22 protein-coding genes and 1 tRNA gene are annotated in these 21,229 nt (G+C 48.4%); 14 read left to right on the top strand and 9 right to left on the bottom strand.

Annotated features, from left to right (window positions below):
* Positions 1 to 2 precede the first annotated feature (2 nt).
* The 6 genes from nrfD (at position 3) to AC5YBZ_RS01770 (ending at position 6,252) form a co-directional block, all read left to right on the top strand.
* Positions 3 to 950, top strand: a complete 948-nt coding sequence (gene nrfD, locus AC5YBZ_RS01745) for an NrfD/PsrC family molybdoenzyme membrane anchor subunit (RefSeq protein WP_475515634.1) — start codon at positions 3 to 5, stop codon at positions 948 to 950.
* A 79-nt stretch (positions 951 to 1,029) separates the two neighbouring features.
* Positions 1,030 to 1,524 carry a nitrous oxide reductase accessory protein NosL gene (locus AC5YBZ_RS01750; RefSeq protein WP_494520250.1) on the top strand — a complete coding sequence of 165 codons (495 nt, stop codon included), beginning with the start codon at positions 1,030 to 1,032 and terminating at the stop codon, positions 1,522 to 1,524.
* Between the two features lie 60 nt (positions 1,525 to 1,584).
* The gene (gene nosD / locus AC5YBZ_RS01755; RefSeq protein ID WP_494543345.1) at positions 1,585 to 2,931 is read left to right on the top strand and encodes a nitrous oxide reductase family maturation protein NosD; all 1,347 of its coding nucleotides are present in this window, start codon (positions 1,585 to 1,587) and stop codon (positions 2,929 to 2,931) included.
* A complete protein-coding gene (locus AC5YBZ_RS01760) occupies positions 2,928 to 3,875 on the top strand; it encodes an ABC transporter ATP-binding protein (RefSeq protein ID WP_494543346.1) in 948 nt (315 codons plus the stop codon). Before nosD ends, AC5YBZ_RS01760 begins: the two co-directional genes overlap by 4 nt.
* Entirely contained in the window at positions 3,876 to 4,727 is an 852-nt protein-coding gene (locus AC5YBZ_RS01765) for an ABC transporter permease (RefSeq protein ID WP_494543347.1), read from the top strand. It begins immediately after the preceding gene.
* Positions 4,728 to 4,968: 241 nt separating this feature from the next.
* Positions 4,969 to 6,252 carry a winged helix-turn-helix domain-containing protein gene (locus AC5YBZ_RS01770; protein ID WP_494543348.1) on the top strand — a complete coding sequence of 428 codons (1,284 nt, stop codon included), beginning with the start codon at positions 4,969 to 4,971 and terminating at the stop codon, positions 6,250 to 6,252.
* A 140-nt stretch (positions 6,253 to 6,392) separates the two neighbouring features.
* Here the strand turns inward: AC5YBZ_RS01770 and fre are convergent, their stop codons facing one another.
* The gene (fre, locus tag AC5YBZ_RS01775) at positions 6,393 to 7,091 is read right to left on the bottom strand and encodes an NAD(P)H-flavin reductase (protein ID WP_494520246.1); all 699 of its coding nucleotides are present in this window, start codon (positions 7,089 to 7,091) and stop codon (positions 6,393 to 6,395) included.
* 143 nt (positions 7,092 to 7,234) lie between these two features.
* Positions 7,235 to 8,716, bottom strand: coding sequence for a 4-hydroxy-3-polyprenylbenzoate decarboxylase (ubiD, locus tag AC5YBZ_RS01780; protein WP_494520245.1), 1,482 nt, complete (start codon positions 8,714 to 8,716; stop codon positions 7,235 to 7,237).
* Between the two features lie 166 nt (positions 8,717 to 8,882).
* On the opposite strand from ubiD, the gene AC5YBZ_RS01785 reads away from it, so the two are divergent.
* The 8 genes from AC5YBZ_RS01785 to AC5YBZ_RS01820 all read left to right on the top strand — a co-directional run bounded on the left by AC5YBZ_RS01785 (position 8,883) and on the right by AC5YBZ_RS01820 (position 15,363).
* Entirely contained in the window at positions 8,883 to 9,413 is a 531-nt protein-coding gene (locus AC5YBZ_RS01785) for a hypothetical protein (RefSeq protein ID WP_494543349.1), read from the top strand.
* A gap of 108 nt (positions 9,414 to 9,521) precedes the next feature.
* Positions 9,522 to 10,208, top strand: a complete 687-nt coding sequence (gene yjjG, locus AC5YBZ_RS01790; protein ID WP_494543350.1) for a pyrimidine 5'-nucleotidase — start codon at positions 9,522 to 9,524, stop codon at positions 10,206 to 10,208.
* Positions 10,209 to 10,539: 331 nt separating this feature from the next.
* Positions 10,540 to 10,630, top strand: a tRNA-Ser gene (locus AC5YBZ_RS01795).
* 832 nt (positions 10,631 to 11,462) lie between these two features.
* Positions 11,463 to 12,965 (top strand): cytosine permease, encoded by a 1,503-nt coding sequence (locus tag AC5YBZ_RS01800; protein WP_494520242.1) that lies wholly within the window; start codon positions 11,463 to 11,465, stop codon positions 12,963 to 12,965.
* A gap of 40 nt (positions 12,966 to 13,005) precedes the next feature.
* Positions 13,006 to 13,494 carry a nucleoside deaminase gene (locus AC5YBZ_RS01805; protein WP_494543351.1) on the top strand — a complete coding sequence of 163 codons (489 nt, stop codon included), beginning with the start codon at positions 13,006 to 13,008 and terminating at the stop codon, positions 13,492 to 13,494.
* Between the two features lie 224 nt (positions 13,495 to 13,718).
* The gene (gene cyaB / locus AC5YBZ_RS01810; RefSeq protein WP_494543352.1) at positions 13,719 to 14,273 is read left to right on the top strand and encodes a class IV adenylate cyclase; all 555 of its coding nucleotides are present in this window, start codon (positions 13,719 to 13,721) and stop codon (positions 14,271 to 14,273) included.
* A gap of 66 nt (positions 14,274 to 14,339) precedes the next feature.
* The gene (locus AC5YBZ_RS01815; RefSeq protein ID WP_494520239.1) at positions 14,340 to 14,645 is read left to right on the top strand and encodes a monooxygenase; all 306 of its coding nucleotides are present in this window, start codon (positions 14,340 to 14,342) and stop codon (positions 14,643 to 14,645) included.
* A 46-nt stretch (positions 14,646 to 14,691) separates the two neighbouring features.
* Positions 14,692 to 15,363: a Crp/Fnr family transcriptional regulator gene (locus tag AC5YBZ_RS01820; protein WP_494520238.1), complete on the top strand. Its 672-nt coding sequence runs from the start codon at positions 14,692 to 14,694 to the stop codon at positions 15,361 to 15,363.
* A gap of 52 nt (positions 15,364 to 15,415) precedes the next feature.
* Here AC5YBZ_RS01820 and tsgA read toward each other — a convergent pair whose 3' ends face one another.
* The 7 genes from tsgA to AC5YBZ_RS01855 form a co-directional block, all read right to left on the bottom strand.
* Positions 15,416 to 16,585, bottom strand: coding sequence for an MFS transporter TsgA (tsgA, locus tag AC5YBZ_RS01825; RefSeq protein ID WP_494543353.1), 1,170 nt, complete (start codon positions 16,583 to 16,585; stop codon positions 15,416 to 15,418).
* An 80-nt stretch (positions 16,586 to 16,665) separates the two neighbouring features.
* Positions 16,666 to 17,370: a purine-nucleoside phosphorylase gene (gene deoD, locus AC5YBZ_RS01830; RefSeq protein WP_494524269.1), complete on the bottom strand. Its 705-nt coding sequence runs from the start codon at positions 17,368 to 17,370 to the stop codon at positions 16,666 to 16,668.
* A gap of 189 nt (positions 17,371 to 17,559) precedes the next feature.
* Positions 17,560 to 17,994 carry a DUF3859 domain-containing protein gene (locus tag AC5YBZ_RS01835; RefSeq protein WP_494543354.1) on the bottom strand — a complete coding sequence of 145 codons (435 nt, stop codon included), beginning with the start codon at positions 17,992 to 17,994 and terminating at the stop codon, positions 17,560 to 17,562.
* 43 nt (positions 17,995 to 18,037) lie between these two features.
* Complete coding sequence (locus AC5YBZ_RS01840) at positions 18,038 to 18,427, bottom strand: gamma-butyrobetaine hydroxylase family protein (RefSeq protein WP_494543355.1); 390 nt, start codon at positions 18,425 to 18,427, stop codon at positions 18,038 to 18,040.
* A gap of 89 nt (positions 18,428 to 18,516) precedes the next feature.
* On the bottom strand, positions 18,517 to 19,842 hold the full coding sequence (gene hslU / locus AC5YBZ_RS01845; protein ID WP_494520235.1) for an ATP-dependent protease ATPase subunit HslU: 1,326 nt from the start codon (positions 19,840 to 19,842) through the stop codon (positions 18,517 to 18,519).
* 54 nt (positions 19,843 to 19,896) lie between these two features.
* Positions 19,897 to 20,421, bottom strand: a complete 525-nt coding sequence (hslV, locus tag AC5YBZ_RS01850; protein ID WP_494520234.1) for an ATP-dependent protease subunit HslV — start codon at positions 20,419 to 20,421, stop codon at positions 19,897 to 19,899.
* Between the two features lie 227 nt (positions 20,422 to 20,648).
* Positions 20,649 to 21,227 carry an SPOR domain-containing protein gene (locus tag AC5YBZ_RS01855; RefSeq protein WP_494543356.1) on the bottom strand — a complete coding sequence of 193 codons (579 nt, stop codon included), beginning with the start codon at positions 21,225 to 21,227 and terminating at the stop codon, positions 20,649 to 20,651.
* Positions 21,228 to 21,229: the final 2 nt, after the last annotated feature.

Here is a 21,229-nt window from a genome sequence, read left to right on the forward strand (position 1 = left end):
CTATGGACGGAACACTTGAATTTACCATCGGGCTGTCTGAAGGCGTCGCCTGGCCATGGCCCATTGCCGTATACCTGTTTTTTGCAGGTATTTCGGGTGGGGCGTTAGCGGTAGCCTTGTTTATTCGGTTTTATAAACAACAAACCATCAATACCCCTTTCTTGAAGGCCTCGGCGCTGGTGTCGTTTGTTACTATCGCCTTGGGGATGCTGTGTCTGGTACTGGACTTAACTAATCCGCTGTTTTTCTGGCGCATATTGGTTTACTACAACCTTAACTCGGTGATGTCGGTCGGGGTGATTGCGCTGACAGCTTATATTCCGCTGGTGGCTGTGATCGCCCTGTTTGCCTTGGAAGAAGAGATTAAGCAGATCCCATTGCTACGTCCACTGTTACCCATTATCGACAAGTTACGCGCCTGGCGCCGTCCTTGTGAGGCATTGGTATTGGTGCTGGCATTGGCGGTATGTGCTTACACTGGCTTTTTGATCTCGGCGTTGATCCGCTTTCCGATCATTAATACTTCGGTATTACCGGCGCTGTTTGTGGCATCGGGATTATCGGCCGGTGCGGCGGCGGCTAAGATGTTGGCCGTGAGCCTATTTAAGGAAGATAGACACAGCCAAGATATGCAGATTTTGCACGGTGCAGAGTGGCCGATTATGTTTGCTGAGGCGCTGTTCCTGTTCATGATCATTATGTCGTTGATGACAGGCAACGCTGGCGCACAGAGTGCGTTTGAAGCCTTTCAATCGGGCACGTGGGCGGTGGTCTTCTGGTTAGGTGTTGTCGGCGTGGGCTTCGGTGGTCCGCTGCTGCTTAACTTCGCCACTGGTAAGCAATTTAGCCATTCATCACAGGCATTTTACCTCTCGGGTTTATGCGCGGTGAGCGGCATGATGTGCTTGCGTATGTTTATTCTGTATGCGGGGCAAAACTTCGCAATTTAACTGTTCGTTCAAGCCTCATCTCGCGGCCGCGAGGTGAGGCATTGAATCGTCACTCTGGCATCGCCATTAAGGAGTCGATATGGCCATCAGAACCTCATTGTTAGTGATATTACTGTCGTTGTTGACCTTCGGCTGCGACACCGCACCTGCTAATGCCGGTCATGAGCACGCCAAGGCCATCGGTGAGCATGAACGCTGCCATATGTGTGGCATGATGATTAAGAAATACCCCGGCCCTAAGGGAGAGTTGCTGCTCAGCGGCGGCGAGATTAACCCGAGTTTCTGTTCAACGCGGGACATGTTTATGTTTGCCCTGCAGCCGGAAAATCAGCGCAAAATTAGTCAAGCATATGTTCATGATATGGCGGTAACCGATTGGGACCATCCAGACGACAGCGCCTTTATTGACGCGACTCAGGCGTGGTATGTCTATGGCACCAGTCGTAAAGCGGTCATGGGCAGCGCCGTGGCGCCTTTTTCAACCCAAGCGGCTGCCGAAGAATTTGCCCGTAAATATGGCGGCGCGATATTCAGTTATGAGCAGATCACCTTGCCCTTGTTAACGGCAGAATAAGTTGAGCCTGCAGCGATGAGAGCCCGGCAGTGGTGCACTGTGACGCTATTGATGCCTTTAATGAGCATGGGCTTAGTGTTGAGCCTAAGCAGCATGGCGCTTAGCGCCAGTGAGATAGATGTCGCTAACACAAGGTGCACGGCAGCGGTTAAGCAGCAAGATACGGCGCCGAATGGGGCGACTATCGAGGTCAGTGATGGTGCTGAACTGACGCAGCAGTTAGCACAGGCAGCAGCGGGTAGCCATATTGTGTTGCAACCTGGCATCTATTCGGGGCAATTTGTTATCGATAAAAGCCTGTATCTCAAAGGATCACCCGGTGCGATTATCGAGGCGCAGCAGCAAGGATCGGCGCTGACGATTAACGCCGCTAATGTGACTATTAATGGCCTTACCATTCGTCAGTGGGGCGGTGACCTGTACCAAAAAGATGCCGCCATTTTACTGCATGCTGGCTGCGATGATGTTCAGCTGCTGAATAATCAATTGCATGGCCAAGGCTTTGGTATTTATGCCCAGCGGCTGCAGCAGTTGACCATTTGCGGCAATCGCATCACCGGTGACAGCTACACCTTTAAGTTAGATCGCGGTGATGGCGTCCATCTGCAGCGAGTGGATAGCGCTTTGATCAGCGACAATCAGATCCAGCAAGTCAGAGATGGTATCTATTTAGAGTCGGGTAAGGACAGCCAAGTGTATGGCAATCAGATGAGTGACATGCAATATGGCATTCATTACATGTATACCCAGCAAGACCGCGCCATGGACAACCAGGCCAGCCGCGTCGATGGCGGCTATGCGTTGATGAACTCCACCGATATTCACCTTGCCCATAATCAAGTCACCCATGCCAAAGAGTTTGGCGTATTGCTTAATATGACCAATGGCGCCTTGGTTGAGGCTAATAGAATGGCCTATATCAGCGCGCCTGATGCAGTTAAAGGCGATCTGTTTTCCGAAGGTAAGGGCATTTTTATCTATGGTGCCCGCGATAACCACATTAAGGATAATCATATAGCCAATAATGATGTCGGCATTGCCATGGCGCTGGGCGGTGAGAGTAATCAAGTGTCCCTCAATCGCTTTATCGATAACAGCACTCAGGTGCGTTACGTAGGGGAGCAGAGCGTCGAGTGGAGCGAGCAACAGCGGGGCAATTATTGGAGTGACTATCGTGGCTGGGATCTCAATGGGGATGGCGTGGGCGACAGTATGTATCTGCCAAACGATCGTCTCGATCGATTGTTTTGGCTCTATCCCGAGGCGAGTTTTTTAATGGCCAGTCCTATAGTCACACTGCTTAAGTGGCTCGATAACCAAATACAGGCGGTCGACGCCAGTGGTGTTATCGACCGTTACCCTTTGATGGAAAATAGCGCGGCGACGCACACGAGGGGCTCATTATGAGTGTCAATAACTTAGCAGTACAACTTGAAGGCGTTGGGCATCAGTTTGCCGAACTACGCGCCCTTAATCAGATTAATCTTAGCTTGCCCAGTGGGATGACAATGGCGCTACTGGGCCATAACGGTGCGGGTAAGTCGACCTTAATCAAGGTGATATTAGGCCTGTTGCCCCCAGATACTGGCCGGGTCGAAGTGTTGGGGCAGAGGTTAATGCCAGGGCATAAACCTAGCAACGTGGGGTATTTGCCAGAAAATATAAATTTTTATGACAAGTTAACCGGGTTGGAAATTTTACGTTATTTTGCCGCTCTCAAAGGGGAGAGTCATCAGCGGGTCGCGCAGTTAATTGAGGAGTTCGGCCTAGGTTATGCCCAGCATAAATTGGTTAAGGGTTACTCTAAGGGGATGAAGCAGCGGCTGGGCTTTGCGCAAGCGATTTTGGCTTCACCACAGTTATTACTACTCGATGAGCCGACGGTGGGCTTAGATCCGCAAGCATCGAGTTTTCTCTACCAAAAAGTGGCCCAATTAAAGCGCCAAGGTTGCGCGGTGATCATCTGTACCCATGAGCTTAATTTAGTGGAGTCGCAGCTGGATGTGGCGATGATGTTAGGTCGCGGTCAATGCTTGGCGTATGGCACGTTTGCCGAGCTGGCAAAGGCGAGTCCGTTGCTGGTTAAAATTGAACTCGACGGGGTAGCGTCGCTGCTGGCGGCGCACCCCTATTTACAGCCGTTTTATCGCCAAGGTGCGCTGCGCTGCGCCCAGTCTGAGCATCCCGCGCTAGTTAAGTACTTAACCACTAAATGCCAGCGTTTTGATTTCACCTTACATTTGCCTGGGCTGGCCGAGATTTATCATCACAACATGGCGCAGATGCAGCACTGCTCAGAGCAAGGTTTAGGTTTCGTTGTCGAGCCCGTATTGCAACCAATGGGAGTATAAATGATGTCGATAATCGGTGGGGCGATCTGGCGCCAGCCTATGATGATCATCGCTGCAAAAGAGTTTAAAGACAGCTTGCGTAATCGTTGGGTGGCGGTAATTTTTGGCTTGTTTTTTCTGCTGTCCTTCAGTGTTACATTTGCTGGTAGCGCAGTGTCTGGCACCTTAGCGTTCCCATCGCTGGTGAGTGTTATCGCCAGCTTATCCACCATAGCGGTGGCTATTATCCCTTTGGCGGCCATCTTACTTTGCTACGATGCATTTGTTGGTGAAGATGAGTCGGGAACCATGCTGTTACTGCTCAGCTATCCACTGACTAAAATGGATATTTTCTTAGGTAAATTACTGGCCCATAGCGGTATTATGTTGGCCGCCATCGTGAGCAGTTTTACCATGAGCGCGATCATTTTGTGCTGTTTTGGGCAAGATTATCAATGGCTGCAAACCTTGTGGGTGTTTGGCCAGTTTATTGCCAGCAGCAGTTTATTAGCCCTGATATTTATTTTGCTAAGCTATGTGGTCAGTCTGCGGGCCACAGAAAAGGCCAAAGCGGTCGGCATACTATTATCGTTGTGGTTCGCTTTAGTGTTAATTTATGATTTACTGTTATTGGCGTTGCTGGTGGCCGATTTAGGGCCAAGAGTACAATGGCTAGTGCAACTGTTAATGGCATTAAATCCGACCGATATCTACCGGGCTATCAATCAGCTTGCCACCCATGCACCTATGGGCAGCTTACCTTTATTGAGTCAATTTCAGGGGGGCGAGTTGTGGTTATATGGACTGATGTTGTTGTGGACGGGGTTGTTAGCTTGGCTGACCCTGCGCACCTTTGAGCGTAAGGCCATTTAGTTTGTCAGCCGAAAGGCTTGATATTCGATTTTAAAGCCATCACACTCTCGCAGCATTAAGCCTTGATGATGGCGGCTTTAGACGTGAATCGCATTTATTTCACATTATCGGTACATATCGCACTTAATGTTAAAAAAAATGAGTAATTTATCACAGTAAACCAGTCGGGCTTTTACTAAAATTTTTAATGATAATAATAAGATATTCCTAATTTTGCTATTTGGAATGATAGAGGTGCTAGGTGGTGAAAATTACTCCATATCTGGAGTTCGATGGTGAAGCGCAACAATTATATGACCGTGCAACGGCGGCCACGATCCATCTGACGTTTTCCGAGTCGGCGATTTTGGCCCATTTGCTGTCGGTCCCTGATGCGATATGCGATAAGGATCTGCTGCTGCAGGTGGGTTGGCCAGACCGTGTGGTTGCCGCAACCTCATTGACACAATGCGTCAGCACGTTGCGTAAGAAGCTCGAACCCTATCCAGAAATTCAATTAAAAACCGTGGCCAGACGTGGCTATCAGCTGCATGTATCGGCTAAATCCCACGTTACCATGTTGGCGGTCAACGATGCCGAATCGATTAAGCATGCGCTGATTGATGTTTCCCTAATGGTCAAAATTGGTGGCATTGTAGTGCTGCTAGCCTTAGTCGCGGCCTTTTGGTACAACAGCGACTACCATCAAGTGGTCAAGCAGGCTGGCCATTGGCGCGCCGACAAAACCCTCGATATTAACCTTGGCGGTAAAACCAGCCCATTAACCCTGATTTATCCCCATGGCGAAACTCAACTGCATCCGTCGATGTGGCAAAAACATATCGCGCCTGAGACCAATCATATCGACGCTATGCAAGATTTTAAGGGATTCGCCCTTACCGACGGTAATCATTATTCCTTAGCGATTTGCCCTCCCGATGAGCAGGGCCATTGCATGGGCGACCATCTGATCAACTTAACCGCCACAGGGCAAGTGCCCGCCGGCCTCAATATGGTTAAGTTTAATGAGCTCAGCGAAATGATGGAGAATCGTATCCGCTACAATCGCATCTTAATCCCTTCGGGCGACTCAGATGGCGATGAGTTGGTGGAGCATCATTATCACGGTGATATCTATTTTCCGGTGGCTAATGAGTTATTAGTGCGCGCGGATATGAGTATCTCCATGGTGTATGATCAGCCGCTGAGTGGAAAATTTTACTCCAGCGCCTGCATTACCGATCAAGATTGTTTAACCACCCCGATTAAGTATCAAGTGCGCGGCGTGTTTGAGCAGTATCGCCAGCACATTGGCGAGCTCGAGGTAGATGTGTTTCATGTGAAGGTGCTGCAAAAAGATTTGATTAAACCTGAGGTGGTAAGCTCATCTGCGATGCATTTTTACCGTGAGATCCGCAAGCACAATATTCGTGACGAAGAGCTGTTTTATTATCGTATCTATAATGATCAAGGTTCAGCCGTGTGGGTGGTGCCGCTATTAGGCAACTTAGTCACCTGGACCAAATATGAGAAAGTCTCGCTGTAGTGGGTGAAGCGTGGCAGTAAGGCTGCGAATAACTAAGCTACAAAAAGGGCGCTATCTGTGGCAGTGGATGTTACTCCAACACTTTCCGCAGATAACGCCCTTTTTACGCTATCAATAAGCCATTATATTGGTCGTGTTAATCACTTAATAAAAGCGAACGCATCGCCGTAAAGGTGCTCTTCTTCGACACCTATGTCACGGAACACTTCGCGCGCCGCACCTACCATATCAAATCGTCCTGCAATGTAGATGTCGTAGCCGCTTAGGCTGATAAAATCTTGTTTGATCTGTTCTAGCAAGTTGGCTTGCTTCCCCTGCCAGTTTGCCGGTGCTTGCTCGACTACGGGCACAAAATGCAACCAAGGGTGAGCCTGATGCCACTGCCGCGCGATGGTTTCAAAGTACATGGCGTCTTGATCGCGGCAGCCCCAATAGAGCATGGTTTCAACCGTTTGCCCCAAGGCAATCTGCTGCTCGACAATGCTCTTAATGTACGAAAAACCAGTGCCACCGGCGATCAGTAGGCGTGGACGAGCGCTATCGCTACGCAGGTGAGCGTTGCCACCGGGAGCTTCGATATCGATGTATTCGCTGTGTTGTAGTTTTTCGACCACTTGCATCGGGTAGCTTTCGCTGACGGCGGCGCCAATGTGCAGCTCGATATGTTTTGCACCAGGGGCCGATGCTATCGAGAAGGGGCGTTTGTCTTGCTCACCCATGACGACACAAAGGTATTGGCCAGCATTAAAGTCAAATTCAGTTTCAGGGGTCAAGGTGACCTGATAGACGGCATCATTAAAGGCGGTGACGTTTTCTACTTTACAGCGAATGGTGTTCATTTTGTTTCCTTCTAGACCTCTCTCTGGAGGTTTCTATCTCCTTCGAATAGTCGCTATCCAAGTTAACTATGCAATGGGTTAGAGTTTTCAGTTAATGTTGTGCACTGTAAGGCGGCCTAGGCTAGGCCGCTGTCGCAGCTCAATTATAGGGTTGGCGCATCATCGATGCCCAATTCGTCCCAAATCTTATCGACTTTCTGTTTGACCGCTTCATCCATGACAATGGGGGTGCCCCATTCACGATCGGTTTCGCCCGGCCACTTGTTGGTTGCATCCATGCCCATTTTCGAGCCTAGGCCTGCCACCGGAGAGGCAAAGTCGAGATAATCGATAGGGGTGTTATCTATCATCACAGTGTCGCGTTTAGGATCCATACGGGTGGTAATGGCCCATATGACATCGTTCCAATCGCGACAATTGACATCATCGTCGACCACCACAATAAATTTGGTATACATAAACTGACGCAAGAAAGACCAAGCGCCCATCATCACCCGTTTAGCATGCCCTGGATATTGCTTACGGATGGAGATCACCGCCATGCGATAAGAGCATCCTTCAGGTGGCAAGTAAAAGTCGGTGATCTCAGGGTATTGTTTACGCAAAATAGGCACAAAGACTTCATTCAGTGCAACCCCAAGCATGGCGGGCTCATCGGGCGGCCTGCCGGTATAGGTGCTATGGTAGATGGCGTCTTTTCTGTGGCTGATATGGGTGACGGTAAACACTGGAAACTCATCGGTTTCGTTGTAATAGCCGGTGTGATCGCCATAAGGACCTTCTTCGGCCATCTCGTCTGGGTCTATGTACCCCTCTAAGATAATTTCGCTGGTCGCCGGCACTTCAAGATCGCAACTAATGGCTTTACAGACTTCGGTGCGCTCACCCCGTAATAACCCGGCAAAGGCATATTCGCTCATGGAGTCCGGCACGGGGGTTACCGCCCCTAAAATAGTGACCGGATCGCTGCCCAGCGCCACCACCACAGGGTAGCGTTCGCCCGGGTGCTGCTGCTTAAAATCTTTAAAGTCGAGAGCGCCGCCGCGATGGTCAAGCCAGCGCATGATAAGCTTATTTTTACCCAGTAACTGTTGGCGATAGATCCCCAAATTTTGCCGTTTTTGGCGCGGCCCTTTGGTGATGGTGAGGCCCCAAGTGACCAGTGGCGCAACATCGCCAGGCCAGCAGTGCTGGATGGGCAGTTGAGTTAAATCGACATCATCGCCAGTTAGCACCACCTCTTGGCAGGGTGGGTTGCGTACGGTTTTAGGCGGCATGTTGAGTGCCTGCTTAAACATAGGGATTTTGGCTATCGCATCTTTAAAGCCGCGCGGCGGTTCAGGCTCTTTTAAAAAGGCGAGCAATTCACCCACATCACGCAGAGCCAATGGGTCTTCTTTACCTAGCGCCATGGCCACCCGTTTAGGTGTGCCAAATAAGTTGGCGAGTACCGGCATGGTTTTACCCACAGGATTTTCAAACAGGAGTGCCGGGCCTTTAGCGCGTAAGACGCGGTCGGCAATTTCTGTCATCTCTAGGTGTGGATCGACAGCATAGCTAATACGTTTAAGTTCACCGTTACGCTCGAGGTGATCGATGAAACTGCGTAAATCCTTAAAACTCATGTGGAAATACTCGCGCTAAGAATAATGTGATATGGCGCGCACTATACCATTTTTGCTGGCTATTCCCAAATTCGTTAATGGGTCATTTTTCAGCAAAATGGCCTGAGTTTGAAGCCAGCATCAATCGGCGTAATATGAGGTGATGTTTTTCTCTGGAGCATAGCAGATGAAACAGCTTAAACCGGTTTATCGATACCTTATTAAAAGGCATGTTTTGCCTGCCATTGGTCTAAGTTTACTGATGTTATTGGGCGTGATGCCTGTGGCCGCAGGTAATCAAGATGACGATCGTTTCAGTTGGCGTAGCAATGTTTGGCTTGAGCCCAGCTGGAGCTCAACTTGGGATCACCGCTGGGGGCATGACTACAGGGAGCCTTGGCGTTGGGGCATAGGGTTTAGTACAGGCTCTGCCTATTGGCGTCCTTACTCTTATCGTCCATATTACCGCCCTTATTGGCAACAGGCGTGGCGCTACCCTTACCGTTATGAGCGGCGCGATGTCGTTAAGCCTGCTACACAGTCGACACCTGTGCAGCCGCCACTGCAAATCACCACCGGAGTGCAGACCAGCCACGCGATTAAGACTCTGCCAGCTAACGCGCGTGTTAAGCAGCGCAATGGCGTAATAGTGTATGAGTGGCAAGGGGTATTATATCGCTACGATTGGGCCAGTGATAGCTATCAAGTCGTGAAATAAATGGCGTGGCATTGAGGGCTATATTGGCTGACTTAAGAGTTGGCATTAAGGTCGCTTGGCATTAAAGTAGCCGCAATAAATGGTGAGTTGACGTAATTGGAGCGTTTGATGAAGTACCAATGGATATTGTTTGATGCCGACGAAACCCTGTTTCATTTTGATGCCTTTCGTGGTTTACAGCTGATGTTTTCGCGTTTTGGCGTGGATTTTACGCGCACCGATTTTGAGGTGTATCAAACGGTCAATTTACCGTTATGGGTTGCCTATCAAGACGGTAAGATCAGCGCAGCTCACCTGCAGATCACCCGTTTTCAGGCATGGGCCGACAAGTTAAAAGTGACCGCCGAGCAGCTTAATAGCGCCTTTTTGACCGCCATGGCCGACATTTGCACCTTGTTACCGGGGGCGAAAGAGTTGATCGATGCTCTGCATGGTAAAGTTAACATGGGCATCATCACCAACGGCTTCACTGCGCTGCAGACCATACGGCTGCAACGCACAGGTTTATTACACGCGTTTTCGCCAGTGGTGATATCTGAAGAGGTAGGGGTCGCCAAACCCGATGTGGCCATTTTTAATCATGCGTTATCGCAGATGAATCACCCGCCAAGGGAACATGTATTGATGGTGGGTGACAATCCCCACTCAGACATTCAAGGTGGGCTCAATGCGGGATTCGATACTTGCTGGTTAAATCACAGCAATCAAGTGCAACCAGAGGGGATAACGCCCCATTATCAAGTGGCTTCACTGTCTGAGCTACAACAGTTGCTGGCGACCTCATCAACGCGATAGAGGGGGACACTCTTATTGGCTAAGACTTAATCGCCATTTGAATCGTCATGAGTCATTAGAAGTAAAGCGTCACTTTTATCTAGATACGCCTCAGTCTGCGGGTGATAAACGTGGCTGTACGGGATAAACATGGGCTTATTGTGAGCCGTTGCAGCGATATTAGCAGTAGCATCAGGCCAATCAAAGCTAACTTTAGTGTGTAAATTGACAGCATAAAGATGGTTTTTAAGCCGGTTATCATTAAAAATAGCCTTAATGGGCTATTTGTTAGTCATTCAGTACAATTTAGGCTTTACATTTTTCGGCGGTATCCTTATTATTCTCGGCGTTCGGAGAGATGGCAGAGTGGTCGAATGCACCGGTCTTGAAAACCGGCATGGGTTTATAGCCCATCTAGGGTTCAAATCCCTATCTCTCCGCCACATTAAGAAAAAAGGCTTCCAGTAATGGAAGCCTTTTTTCGTTTAATTTATTGTCTTTTTTAAAAGGCTTATGAAACAGCTTGAACCCTAGGGTTCCTAGCGTTTAAAGCCTGCTACCTCTGCAGCATATTAAGAAAAAGGGCTACTCGAAAGAGTGGCCCTTTTTTGTTATGGTTCTAACCTTGAGGCAGTCGTTACAGTCAGTTTTTGAACCCTAGGTTCTTATTATTTAAAGTCAGCTATCTCAGCGCCACATTAAGAAAGCCCGTTATCGAAACATAACGGGCTTTCTGCTATCTGAATTTTAAAAGAGTTTTTGAGATAGATATTGAAGAGAATTGTTTGAGCTGTTTGAACCTTAGAACGTAACAGCTTAAAGTCAGCTACCTCTGTGATCGATTAAGAGGAAGAGGGGCGAGAGTGGCTTGTTATTTAGGTTTTTTGCTTTATTAAAAAATCAATTTTTTTTGAGGTGGGTAGAGATTGATGTGTGTCGTGTTGACATGTTGTCGATGTGTGACTCAGCTCAATAATTTGAATAATAAACGGCTCAAATAATAATCAACATTCATTGATTTGTATCAATAATGTTGTCCCTTTGAATTGGTTGGCGTTTCATTTTTGTTGTCTTTGTGTGTTTCTGGTTTCTTTTTGGTTAATGGTTGTGTGCGCTATTGGTAATATGGATAAGTCCGATTCGATTTTATAATTTATCACCTCCTCATCTGTTTGTTAATTTGTTATCAGTTTATTACAGCAGATCACTTTTGATTATTGAATGATCGTTACATCACCCTACTTAAAATTATTAAAATAGTAATAGGATATCACTATGGATATAAGTAATACTCTGGGCAATGAAGTCGAATCCCCCAGCATATCGGCCTTCACGGATCGGGATAGGCAGCGTCTTGCTGCACGGGGTTACGCCGATGAGGTGCTGCCTCTAGGGCCTAACAAGCGGACTTGGGGAACGAGCAACTTTGTCACTGTGTGGATGGGGCCAATTCACAACATTCTCAGTTACTTTACCGTTGTAGGCTTCTTTGCCTTAGGACTCAATGCATTACAGGTTGTTGCTGCCATCCTTCTCGCGGCCATAATCGTGTCTATTGGCTATGTGTTAAATGGCCGAGCAGCGGCTAAGTATGGTATCCCTTTCGCGATGCAAATTCGTGATACTTTTGGGATCAAGGGGGCGGTCTTTCCTGCCATGATCCGCGGTTTTGTTGCCGGATTCGTGTTTTTTGGTCTCTGTACTATCTCCTCTGCTAAGGCCCTCGATATTGTGCTCGAGATCCTGTTCCCTGGATTCTCCCAAATTGGCGGTGGCACGACCATTGCGGGTCTGGCGATACCAACAGCGATCTCATACCTTATTATGGCTGGCATCACTGTGGTTTTATATCTCGCAGGCCAAAAGCTTATCGATAAATTCTCCACCTGGGCTTCGCCTGTGGTGTGGGTGCTTATGGTGATTGGGGTATTTCTTGCGATTCAAAATGTGGGAAGCCTAGGCGAGGTGTTTAGTTATCATCCCGCACCTGATACTGAGGTGACGGTTATTAGCTTCATTACCTGTGTCTCTATGCTGGTATCAAATTGGGCTGCGCCGATCGTTAATACAGGCGATCTGACGCGTAACGCCAAATCGATGTCAGATCCCATCAAGGGATTTCCTTTAGGCATGCTCATCTCATACATTCTGTTTGCCATCGTCACAGTGAGCTTCATGGCTTCGCTCTGGGCAATATCAGGTGGTTCGGTGGACATTAATAATCCAACGATTTTTGTTGATGCGATTAACTCTATCGGTAATCCATTCATCGTAATATTACTGCTTCTAGCGATGAACGTGGGCGCTACGGCATTCGTGGTATTTGGTAATATGTTGCCATCGGGGCTTCAGCTCACTGCTCAGTTCCCTAAATGGTTCACCGTTAAGACGGGCGGTTTAGTTGCAGCAGTGGTTGGTACGCTTATCTTGCCTTGGAAGTTTGTCGAAAATACCACAATGCTCTTTCTGTTTTATAGTTTCATTGGCTCTATGTTAGGCCCTATTGCCGGTATCATGCTCGCCAGCTATTACTTTGAGCGACGTCAAAAGCTTGATCTTGATGCGATTTACCCAGAGCCTGGCTCAGACGGTGGGCATAAAGGCGGAGTCAATCGACGCGCGGTTGGCGTGCTGATCACTAGCTTTATCATCACTATGGCTGGCAAGGCATTTCCAGATGTAACTGTACTGGCGACGATCAACAGTTGGGCATTCTTCAGCGGCTTAACCATCGGCTTTATCGGCTACCTGCTTGTCGGTGCTCGTAAAAGCGCATAATCGTATCTAAATAATTATATTGAATAAATGGAGACTGAACATGATCAATCAACAAGATATGGACAACTATTTTTCGCCTGCCTGTGATGTCACTATCAAGGGGATGCAGGAGGGAACTGGCGGCCCATTTGGCGCGACACTGGTACGCAATAATGAGGTCGTCTGCGCCGTAGGCAATACTGTGCTCAAAGATACTGATATCTCTGGTCATGCTGAAATGGTCGCTGTACGTGAGGCGTGTAAAAAACTGGACACACTGGATCTGTCCGATTGCGTCATGTACGCCACATGTGAACCTTGTCCCATGTGCGTGGCGGTAATGATGTGGGCAGGTATCAAAACCTGTTACTACGCCTCAACCCATGTGGACGCCGCTGAGCATGGGTTCTCCGATCAGCACTTACGTGACTATCTAGATGGGACCGACACGACGACCCTTGCGATGACGCACATTGAGGAGGGACGAGAGGATTGCGCTGAGATCTGGGCTGAGTTTCGTAAGCTGAACGGTAGCGAAAAACAGGTGTAACCCATAGCATCATCTAGGGCGCCAAAGGGGATCTCTTAGGCGCCTAAATGGCATCATAAATTTGCCAATTAACGATACCGCTTCAATGAATATAAGTGTGCCAAGGCTCAACGGATGAATCCAAGCGTTATTCCTCATTACTAATCGAATGCTGTCTCTTCAATAGGCCAGATTAACCGACTCATGTTATGCTAGCGGCATGTATGTAGCAGTGAGTAGACGTTGTGAGCCAGCAACATTTTCAGGGGAAATTTGAGGTCGAATTAAAGTACCGCATCCCATCTAAAAGCAGATTTCTAGCAAAATTACGCAGTATGCCCCATGAGGTGATGCTGCAAGATAACCTAGAATCAGACACCTATTTCGACACGCCTGAGCAGCACCTATTAGCGCAACATAAAAGCCTCTGTATCCGAGATATGCAGCCATCGGGGATCAAACTTTGGATAGTCAAAGGCCCCGAGGCCGACCGTTGTGAAGCCACCAATATTAGCGATGTCTCTAAAGCCATCAGCATGCTGCAGACGCTGGGATATGTGAGTGTGCTGCAGATGAATAAGGTGCGCAGCATCTATTTTGTCAGTGATTTTCATATTACGGTCGATCATCTTGAAGGGCTGGGGGATTTTGCCGAGTTTGCCATCATGACCGATGAGGTCAGCTTGCTTGATGATTATCGACAGCAACTGCTGAACTTAGCCGCGCAATTTGGCTTAAGTGAGCAAGATCGCGAGCATCGTGCTTATCGCACCTTGCAAAGTGATAAGTTAAAGGCGTAAATTGATCTCCTTTTTGGCAGGTGTTGAGCCTGCCCTAGATGTAGAGCAGACTGTTGGAGCGTGATGATGAGTAAGTTACTGCAAGTTGATTTTGATTTTTCGGGTCCATTTGGCGAGGAGATGTCACGAGCATTGCAAGGGTTAGCCGAGTCGATCAATAACGAACCTGGGCTTATCTGGAAAATTTGGACTGAGAGCGCAGGCGATAAGCTTGGCGGTGGTATTTACCTGTTTGAGGATGAAGCGTCGGCTAGCGCCTATTTAACCATGCACACGGCTCGACTGCAGGCGATGGGGATTACTGAGGTGCGCGGTGTCATTTTTGATATAAATACGCCCCTATCGCTGATCAACAAGGCACCGATCGCCTAATCACCGCAGATTTAACCGTTAACCTTAATCTAATATCGATACCATTATGCAGCTAAAACCGCTGGCTAAAGGCCGTTTTCAGCCGATGTGGCAACAGGAACATGATGCCATTGAACGGGTGATGCGAGAGTGCATTACCGAAACCAAAACCGTCGCGGCGCAGCATAAGTTAATGCAGCAAGGCCAGCGGGTTGATGCGCTGATTTTGGTGCCCCATGGGCGTATTTCTATGGGGTATACCGCTCGAAATGGCCGGAGTTTTCAGCTGGGAACCATGAACTGCGATTCGCAGTTGTTTGGTGAAATGGAGTTTTTTACCAACTATCTGTGCCAACTCGACATTATCGCCGAAGAACCTTTAGCTATATCGATTATTAATGGCGATAAGCTGCAGCAGGCTTTGCTTAAAACGCCCCAATTTGCATTGTTTTTTGCCAGTGCCATCGCCATCGATTATCAAGATACGGTGGACATTTTTACGCGTAGAATGCTCTATCCCATCGCGTATAACATTGCCTATGATCTTTATCATCAACATTTAAAAGACCAACCAGTAGAAGGGTTTACTAAGTGTTATTTAGAAGCTGAGCGTTTTGCTACCACAGATAGAGTGTATCGCCGCGCAGTGAAAAGCCTTGAAGATTTAGGGTTGATTAAACGGGATAAAGAGGGCTTAGTGATCTGTGATTTAGCGGGTCTTAAAGCCTTTATTGAATAGGCCCCAAATAAGATATTCGGGGCCTAAGTTTACCATCAAGTACGGCTTAAGATTAATTCGTTTGGGCTGTTAACCCGACTTGCTGACGATTTGAAACCACTAACATGGTGATGATTAAGGCGTAAATTACCGGAATCGCATACATCACGGTTTGCAGACCGATAACACTTTCAAATAGTGAGCTAATGGCGGGACTAAACATGGCGCCAGCGCTACCGCTGATTAAAATGTATGACACATTGCGGCTACTGGCAGTTTTAACAAACGAAACGCCATAAGCAATAAAGGCGTTATACAAGGCGGCGCAGGCAAAGCCGTAACCATAAGTTAGGTAGCCAATCGACTCCAAGTTGTCTGTGGTCACAATCAAGCTGGTGATGATTAAGGCGAGGCTTATCATCCCCATCACGAAATGCTGGATTTTGACCCGCGACACAATCACAGTTGAGACCAAGGCACCAACCAGTGCAGCAGACCAATATTGAGTAATGATATTGCCAGCGTCTTCGAAGGGGATGTCGAACTTGGTTTTGACAAACATTGGCGCCCACGTTAGGAAGGTGTACAGCGCCAACATGCCAAGGAATAAGCCTACGCCACCGCTGATGATCCCAAGGTTCCATTCAGACTCATCTTTAGCCCCAGTGGTTTCATTGCTGCTTTCACACAATGAAAAGTTGGTTAATAAGGCCACAAATGCGGTACCAAGGGCGACAATACCGACGGCAAGGTAGCTGTAACTCCATGATAACGCATTGCTCAATGCGTAAGTGGTGATCATCGGAAACACCACGCCTGCCACGTTAAAGGTGGCGTCTTGCACCACAAGCATGGTGCTTTGGATTTTATCTTTCCAAACCGAGACCACAATGGTGCCAGCAATACATAGCCCTACACCACCGCATAACCCAATCAGGGTCATGGCAAGCATGACGACGCTCAATGAGTTGGTGAAGTGCATGGCCGCTGCACTGGCCGCAATAGTGACATAGCTGATTAAGGTGATGCGTTTGACGCCTATTTTTTCAATTAAGAAAAAGGCGGCGATGGTGCCGGCGAGCGCGCCGCCATTGAGTAGGGAGAAAATTGAGGCGACTTCGTTAACGTTGGCTGAAAATTTGTTGGCTATCGGTTCTATCAACATACCGAATTGGGTTGCGAAGCCTGCCATGACAAAATTGGCTAAAAAGCTGAGCAAGGTTAAGGATATTTTATTTTTCATTTTTTACGTCCTAATTTGCTGATGCTGCTCATAATGAGCGCGCCTAAATGGCATGAAGCTAACCTTCATGCCGAGTGGTGTTACTGATGAGCGGTTGCTAATGCCAGCTCAATCATCTGATTAAAGGTCAGTTGGCGCGCCTCGGCAGTGGTCTCTTCACCGGTTAAGCAGTGATCGGATACCGTTAAAATCGCCAATGATTCGATGCCTTTGTGATGCGCTAAGCCATATAAACCGGCCACTTCCATATCGACGCCCAGTACCCCAAAACGTTCTAAGGCAGGGATCATGTCTTCATCTGGGTCGTAATACATGTCACCACTGAAGATGTTGCCCACTTTTACGTTGATCTGTTTCTCTTGGGCGATAGTGTAGGCTTTATGCAGTAAGTCGAATGTGGCTGAGGTCGCCATCTGATAGCCGCTGCTACGTTTGGCATTGGTGGGTGAGTCCGTGCCTGCCGCTTGCGCTAGGATCACATCGTTAATCTTAACGTGGTGTTGCGTCGCCCCAAGGCTACCGACACGAATAATGCGTTTAACATTAAATTCGGCGATCAGTTCATGGGCGTAAAGCACCATAGAGGGAATGCCCATACCATGCCCCATGACGGAGATACGTTGGCCTTTATAAAACCCGGTATAGCCCAACATGTTACGAATGTTGGTGATCTCTTTTACGTCATCGAGATAGTGTTCGGCGATATATTTAGCGCGCAGTGGGTCACCAGGCATGATGACGGTTTCGGCAAAATCGCCCGCTTTGCCATTGATATGTGCAGTCATGAATAATCCTCAGTCATTGATTATTCTCGATAGTAATGGCCGCGTTAAAATGGCTAGAGGACATAAGTCCGCATTGACGCCATTAGGTTAAAAATATCTGCCTGGCTCACAAAATAAGCGATGTTATGCCTCGAAGAGTCGCTGGAATAGGCATTTTTGGGGGAGCGTTAACGATAATCTCGGTGGGAATTAATAGCCGCGATGTTTCCAAAAGGCACTGACTTGGCTCTGTTCATCATGTAAGTGGATGTGAAATGTTTTTTCGGCTACCACCTTATCTTTTAGTGCTAAGGTCATGCGCCATTTGCCCACTTTATTGTGTTCAGGCGCCCAGATGGTGTCACCGAGGTAGAATGTCCAGTCGTTGGATGCGACGAAAACATCGCCCTCAAAAGGTGGGCGGACATTCCCCTTATCGTCAGGAATATCGGGATGATAGATGCAATATTTGAGCTGTTGATTCTTGGCTTTTTTAATTTGCGCCACAAAGCCAAATTCGATATCTAGGGTGGCGGGCACATGCACGGTTGCCTTAAGAAATTTAGGCAGGGCATCGCTCTCGTCATCCCACTGACTAAAGATGCCAGCTTGGATGATAGACACATCGGCTTTGAGTTTTGACATGCAGCGCTTGCCCTTGCGTAGATTGAAAAGAGATCAGCAGCCCCTAGTTATGGTATTTAACCGCCATATCAATCATAGGTTCACGGCTCGCCTTAGCGGCGCGTAGTCTAGTGAGATAGTTTTCCCACAGTTCGACCTGATTGGTGGCTAAGTCATACAAGACTTTCCAAGAAAATAAGCCGGTATCATGACCATCATCGAATACCAGTTTTACCGCATAGTTCCCCACGGGCGTAATGGCGTCGATATTGACGTTTTTCTTATGGGTGACCAGCACAGGATTACCGTGGCCGTGTACCTCTGCCGAAGGCGAATAGACTCGCAGCAGTTCACAGCTTAGGGCGTAGGTGTTGCCATCATCGAAACTGACTTCTAATAGACGAGACTTGCGCTTGAGTTTCAGTCCTGTGACCTTGGGGCTTTCTACTGACATCTGATTGGCCTTGTTATGTGAGGTAAAGAGCAATAATACTTACATTTATACCAAAGGGGCCTAGGTGATACCGCCTAGGCCCCTAAGTATTACAAGATAAAGCGGCTTAAGTCTTCGTCTTGTACTAAGTTATCCAGGTGCGCATTGACATAGTCGGCGTCGATAATGGTGCTGCTTCCCGATTTATCCGAGGCTTCAAAAGAAAGCTCTTCCATGAGGCGCTCCATCACAGTGTGTAGCCGACGGGCGCCGATGTTTTCAGTGCGCTCGTTAACCTGCCATGCCGCTTGAGCTATGCGCTCGATGCCTGATTCGGTAAACTCAATCTTAACCCCTTCGGTTGCCATGAGCGCTACGTATTGCTCGGTGAGTGAGGCGTGTGGCTCGGTTAAAATGCGTTTAAAATCATCGGCCGATAGCGCTTGCAGTTCAACACGGATCGGCAAACGTCCCTGCAGCTCTGGGATCAGATCTGACGGTTTAGACATCTGGAACGCGCCAGAGGCGATAAACAAAATATGGTCGGTTTTGACCATGCCATGTTTAGTGGTCACAGTGCAGCCCTCAACCAGCGGCAGTAGATCACGTTGTACCCCTTCGCGTGAGACATCAGGACCTGATGATTCGCCGCGCTTACAAATTTTGTCAATTTCATCAAGAAACACAATGCCGTGCTGCTCAACCAATTCAATGGCTTGCTCTTTTAGGTCGTCCTGGTTGACCAGCTTAGCGGCTTCCTCTTCGATAAGTAGCTTGTAAGCTTCCTTGATGGGCATCTTGCGGCGCTTGCTGGCGCCTGGGCCCATGTTTTGGAACAGGCTTTGCAGCTGATTGGTCATCTCTTCCATGCCGGGAGGCGACATGATTTCTATACCCACTTGCGGCGCTGAGATGTCAATTTCAATCTCTTTATCGTCTAGCTGGCCTTCGCGTAACTTCTTGCGAAATACCTGACGCGTGGCCGAGTCATCTTTGCTTTCGCTGTCCCAATCTTCTTTAGGCTTAGGCAATAATGCATCGAGAATGCGCTCTTCAGCGGCTTCTTCGGCCCTGAATTTGCATTTGGTCATCTGCTCTTCGCGGGTCAGCTTAATTGCGGCGTCGGTAAGATCGCGAATGATCTGCTCAACTTCTTTACCCACATAGCCCACTTCGGTGAACTTAGTCGCTTCCACCTTAATAAAAGGCGCCTTGGCCAGCTTGGCTAAACGGCGAGCAATTTCGGTTTTACCGACACCGGTTGGGCCGATCATCAGAATATTTTTGGGGGTGACCTCTTGGCGCAGATCTTCGTTAAGCTGCATACGGCGCCAGCGATTACGTAGGGCAATGGCGACAGAGCGTTTTGCCGCTTGTTGGCCAATGATATGACTGTCCAGTTCGTGAACAATCTCTCTAGGAGTCATCTCAGACATAGTTTTCCCTTAATGCATGCTGCATTGGTTATTGATTTCGAGCTGAGCTCAAGATCAGTAATTCAGTTCTTCTATCGTTTTGAATTGGTTGGTGAACACGCAGATATCACCGGCAATAGTTAACGATTTTTCAGCGATCTCTTTCGCGCTGAGCTCGGTATTTTCAAGCAGCGCCGTGGCCGCGGCTTGGGCAAAATTACCCCCTGAGCCGATGGCAATCAGATCGTTCTCTGGTTGCACTACGTCACCGTTACCCGTAATGATCAATGAGCATTCGCTATCGGCTACGGCCAATAGGGCTTCGAGCTTGCGTAGCACCTTGTCTGAACGCCAATCTTTGGCCATTTCGACCGCGGCGCGCATCAGGTGTCCTTGGTGCATCTCTAATTTTGCTTCGAAGCGCTCAAACAGGGTGAATGCATCGGCAGTGCCACCTGCAAATCCGGCGAGGACTTTATTATGGTAAAGGCGTCGAACCTTTTTTGCGTTTCCTTTCATCACTGTATTTCCCAGTGAGACTTGGCCATCACCGGCAATGACAACTTGATTGTTGCGACGTACTGAAACGATTGTGGTCACGATATTTCCTCTTCTCTAGCCGAGGGGTAGGAAACCCATCGGTGGACAATGTTTAAGATATGGGGGACGGCCGTTAAAAATTCAAGGCAAGTGAGTGGCCGTTGTTAGCGTTTGCCGTTTTTTAAGCTGAAACTGCGTGCGGTTGCGGTATTTTTCATCATTTACAGCAGGCCAAAAAAGGGGGGCAATAAAAAACGGGCACTAGGCCCGTTTCAGTTAATAGAGGCTTAACTGCCTTCCCAAAACCAAATCTGGCAACCGTTGAGGCCACCGCGCTGTAGCACATGGCGCTGCCTTTCGGCCATGCGTTTACGATCATAAGGACCAAGTACCACCTTGTACCATATGCCGCTACTGCCTTCGACTCTTCGCACTTGGGCTTCGAGTCCTTGAAAGGCAATCATCGCCTTCATCTCATTAGCTTGGGCTTCTTTTCTAAAGGAGCCGCACTGCATCTGATAGGGACGAGTCGGTTGGGTCTGCTCTGGAATATCGACTTCAACGCGTTTATTTTCTAATTCGCGCTGATAAGTCCACTCCTCCTTGGGTTTGGGCGGCAAGGCGTTAGGATCGCGCTTTTCAACCTTAGGTTGAATTGCCGGTTTAACCACAGGGGCTGGCGCTTGCTCGTCGGCGCTATCGTTAATGCTCCAGAGAAAATAACCAAAGCCGCCCAGTAGGGCGACTGTCACTAAGGTCAGCAATATCGGTAAGCGTCGTGGTGCTTGGGTAGCCGATTTTCCTCGGCCACCACGGGACCGGCCTTTTTTGGCCGGTTTTCTGTTGGCGTAGTCGCGATTGCTCATGT

It is taken from the genome of Shewanella sp. 553, assembly GCF_059338375.1.

What these genes read in the sequence shown, in the direction of transcription:
- nrfD (WP_475515634.1), top strand. Translation starts at nt 3, where the DNA reads ATGGACGGAACACTTGAATTTACCATCGGGCTGTCTGAAGGCGTCGCC.
- AC5YBZ_RS01750 (WP_494520250.1), top strand. Translation starts at nt 1,030, where the DNA reads ATGGCCATCAGAACCTCATTGTTAGTGATATTACTGTCGTTGTTGACC.
- nosD (WP_494543345.1), top strand. Translation starts at nt 1,585, where the DNA reads ATGAGCATGGGCTTAGTGTTGAGCCTAAGCAGCATGGCGCTTAGCGCC.
- AC5YBZ_RS01760 (WP_494543346.1), top strand. Translation starts at nt 2,928, where the DNA reads ATGAGTGTCAATAACTTAGCAGTACAACTTGAAGGCGTTGGGCATCAG.
- AC5YBZ_RS01765 (WP_494543347.1), top strand. Translation starts at nt 3,876, where the DNA reads ATGATGTCGATAATCGGTGGGGCGATCTGGCGCCAGCCTATGATGATC.
- fre (WP_494520246.1), bottom strand. Translation starts at nt 7,091, where the DNA reads ATGAACACCATTCGCTGTAAAGTAGAAAACGTCACCGCCTTTAATGAT.
- ubiD (WP_494520245.1), bottom strand. Translation starts at nt 8,716, where the DNA reads ATGAGTTTTAAGGATTTACGCAGTTTCATCGATCACCTCGAGCGTAAC.
- AC5YBZ_RS01785 (WP_494543349.1), top strand. Translation starts at nt 8,883, where the DNA reads ATGAAACAGCTTAAACCGGTTTATCGATACCTTATTAAAAGGCATGTT.
- yjjG (WP_494543350.1), top strand. Translation starts at nt 9,522, where the DNA reads ATGAAGTACCAATGGATATTGTTTGATGCCGACGAAACCCTGTTTCAT.
- AC5YBZ_RS01800 (WP_494520242.1), top strand. Translation starts at nt 11,463, where the DNA reads ATGGATATAAGTAATACTCTGGGCAATGAAGTCGAATCCCCCAGCATA.
- AC5YBZ_RS01805 (WP_494543351.1), top strand. Translation starts at nt 13,006, where the DNA reads ATGATCAATCAACAAGATATGGACAACTATTTTTCGCCTGCCTGTGAT.
- AC5YBZ_RS01815 (WP_494520239.1), top strand. Translation starts at nt 14,340, where the DNA reads ATGAGTAAGTTACTGCAAGTTGATTTTGATTTTTCGGGTCCATTTGGC.
- AC5YBZ_RS01820 (WP_494520238.1), top strand. Translation starts at nt 14,692, where the DNA reads ATGCAGCTAAAACCGCTGGCTAAAGGCCGTTTTCAGCCGATGTGGCAA.
- tsgA (WP_494543353.1), bottom strand. Translation starts at nt 16,585, where the DNA reads ATGAAAAATAAAATATCCTTAACCTTGCTCAGCTTTTTAGCCAATTTT.
- deoD (WP_494524269.1), bottom strand. Translation starts at nt 17,370, where the DNA reads ATGACTGCACATATCAATGGCAAAGCGGGCGATTTTGCCGAAACCGTC.
- AC5YBZ_RS01835 (WP_494543354.1), bottom strand. Translation starts at nt 17,994, where the DNA reads ATGTCAAAACTCAAAGCCGATGTGTCTATCATCCAAGCTGGCATCTTT.
- AC5YBZ_RS01840 (WP_494543355.1), bottom strand. Translation starts at nt 18,427, where the DNA reads ATGTCAGTAGAAAGCCCCAAGGTCACAGGACTGAAACTCAAGCGCAAG.
- hslU (WP_494520235.1), bottom strand. Translation starts at nt 19,842, where the DNA reads ATGTCTGAGATGACTCCTAGAGAGATTGTTCACGAACTGGACAGTCAT.
- AC5YBZ_RS01855 (WP_494543356.1), bottom strand. Translation starts at nt 21,227, where the DNA reads ATGAGCAATCGCGACTACGCCAACAGAAAACCGGCCAAAAAAGGCCGG.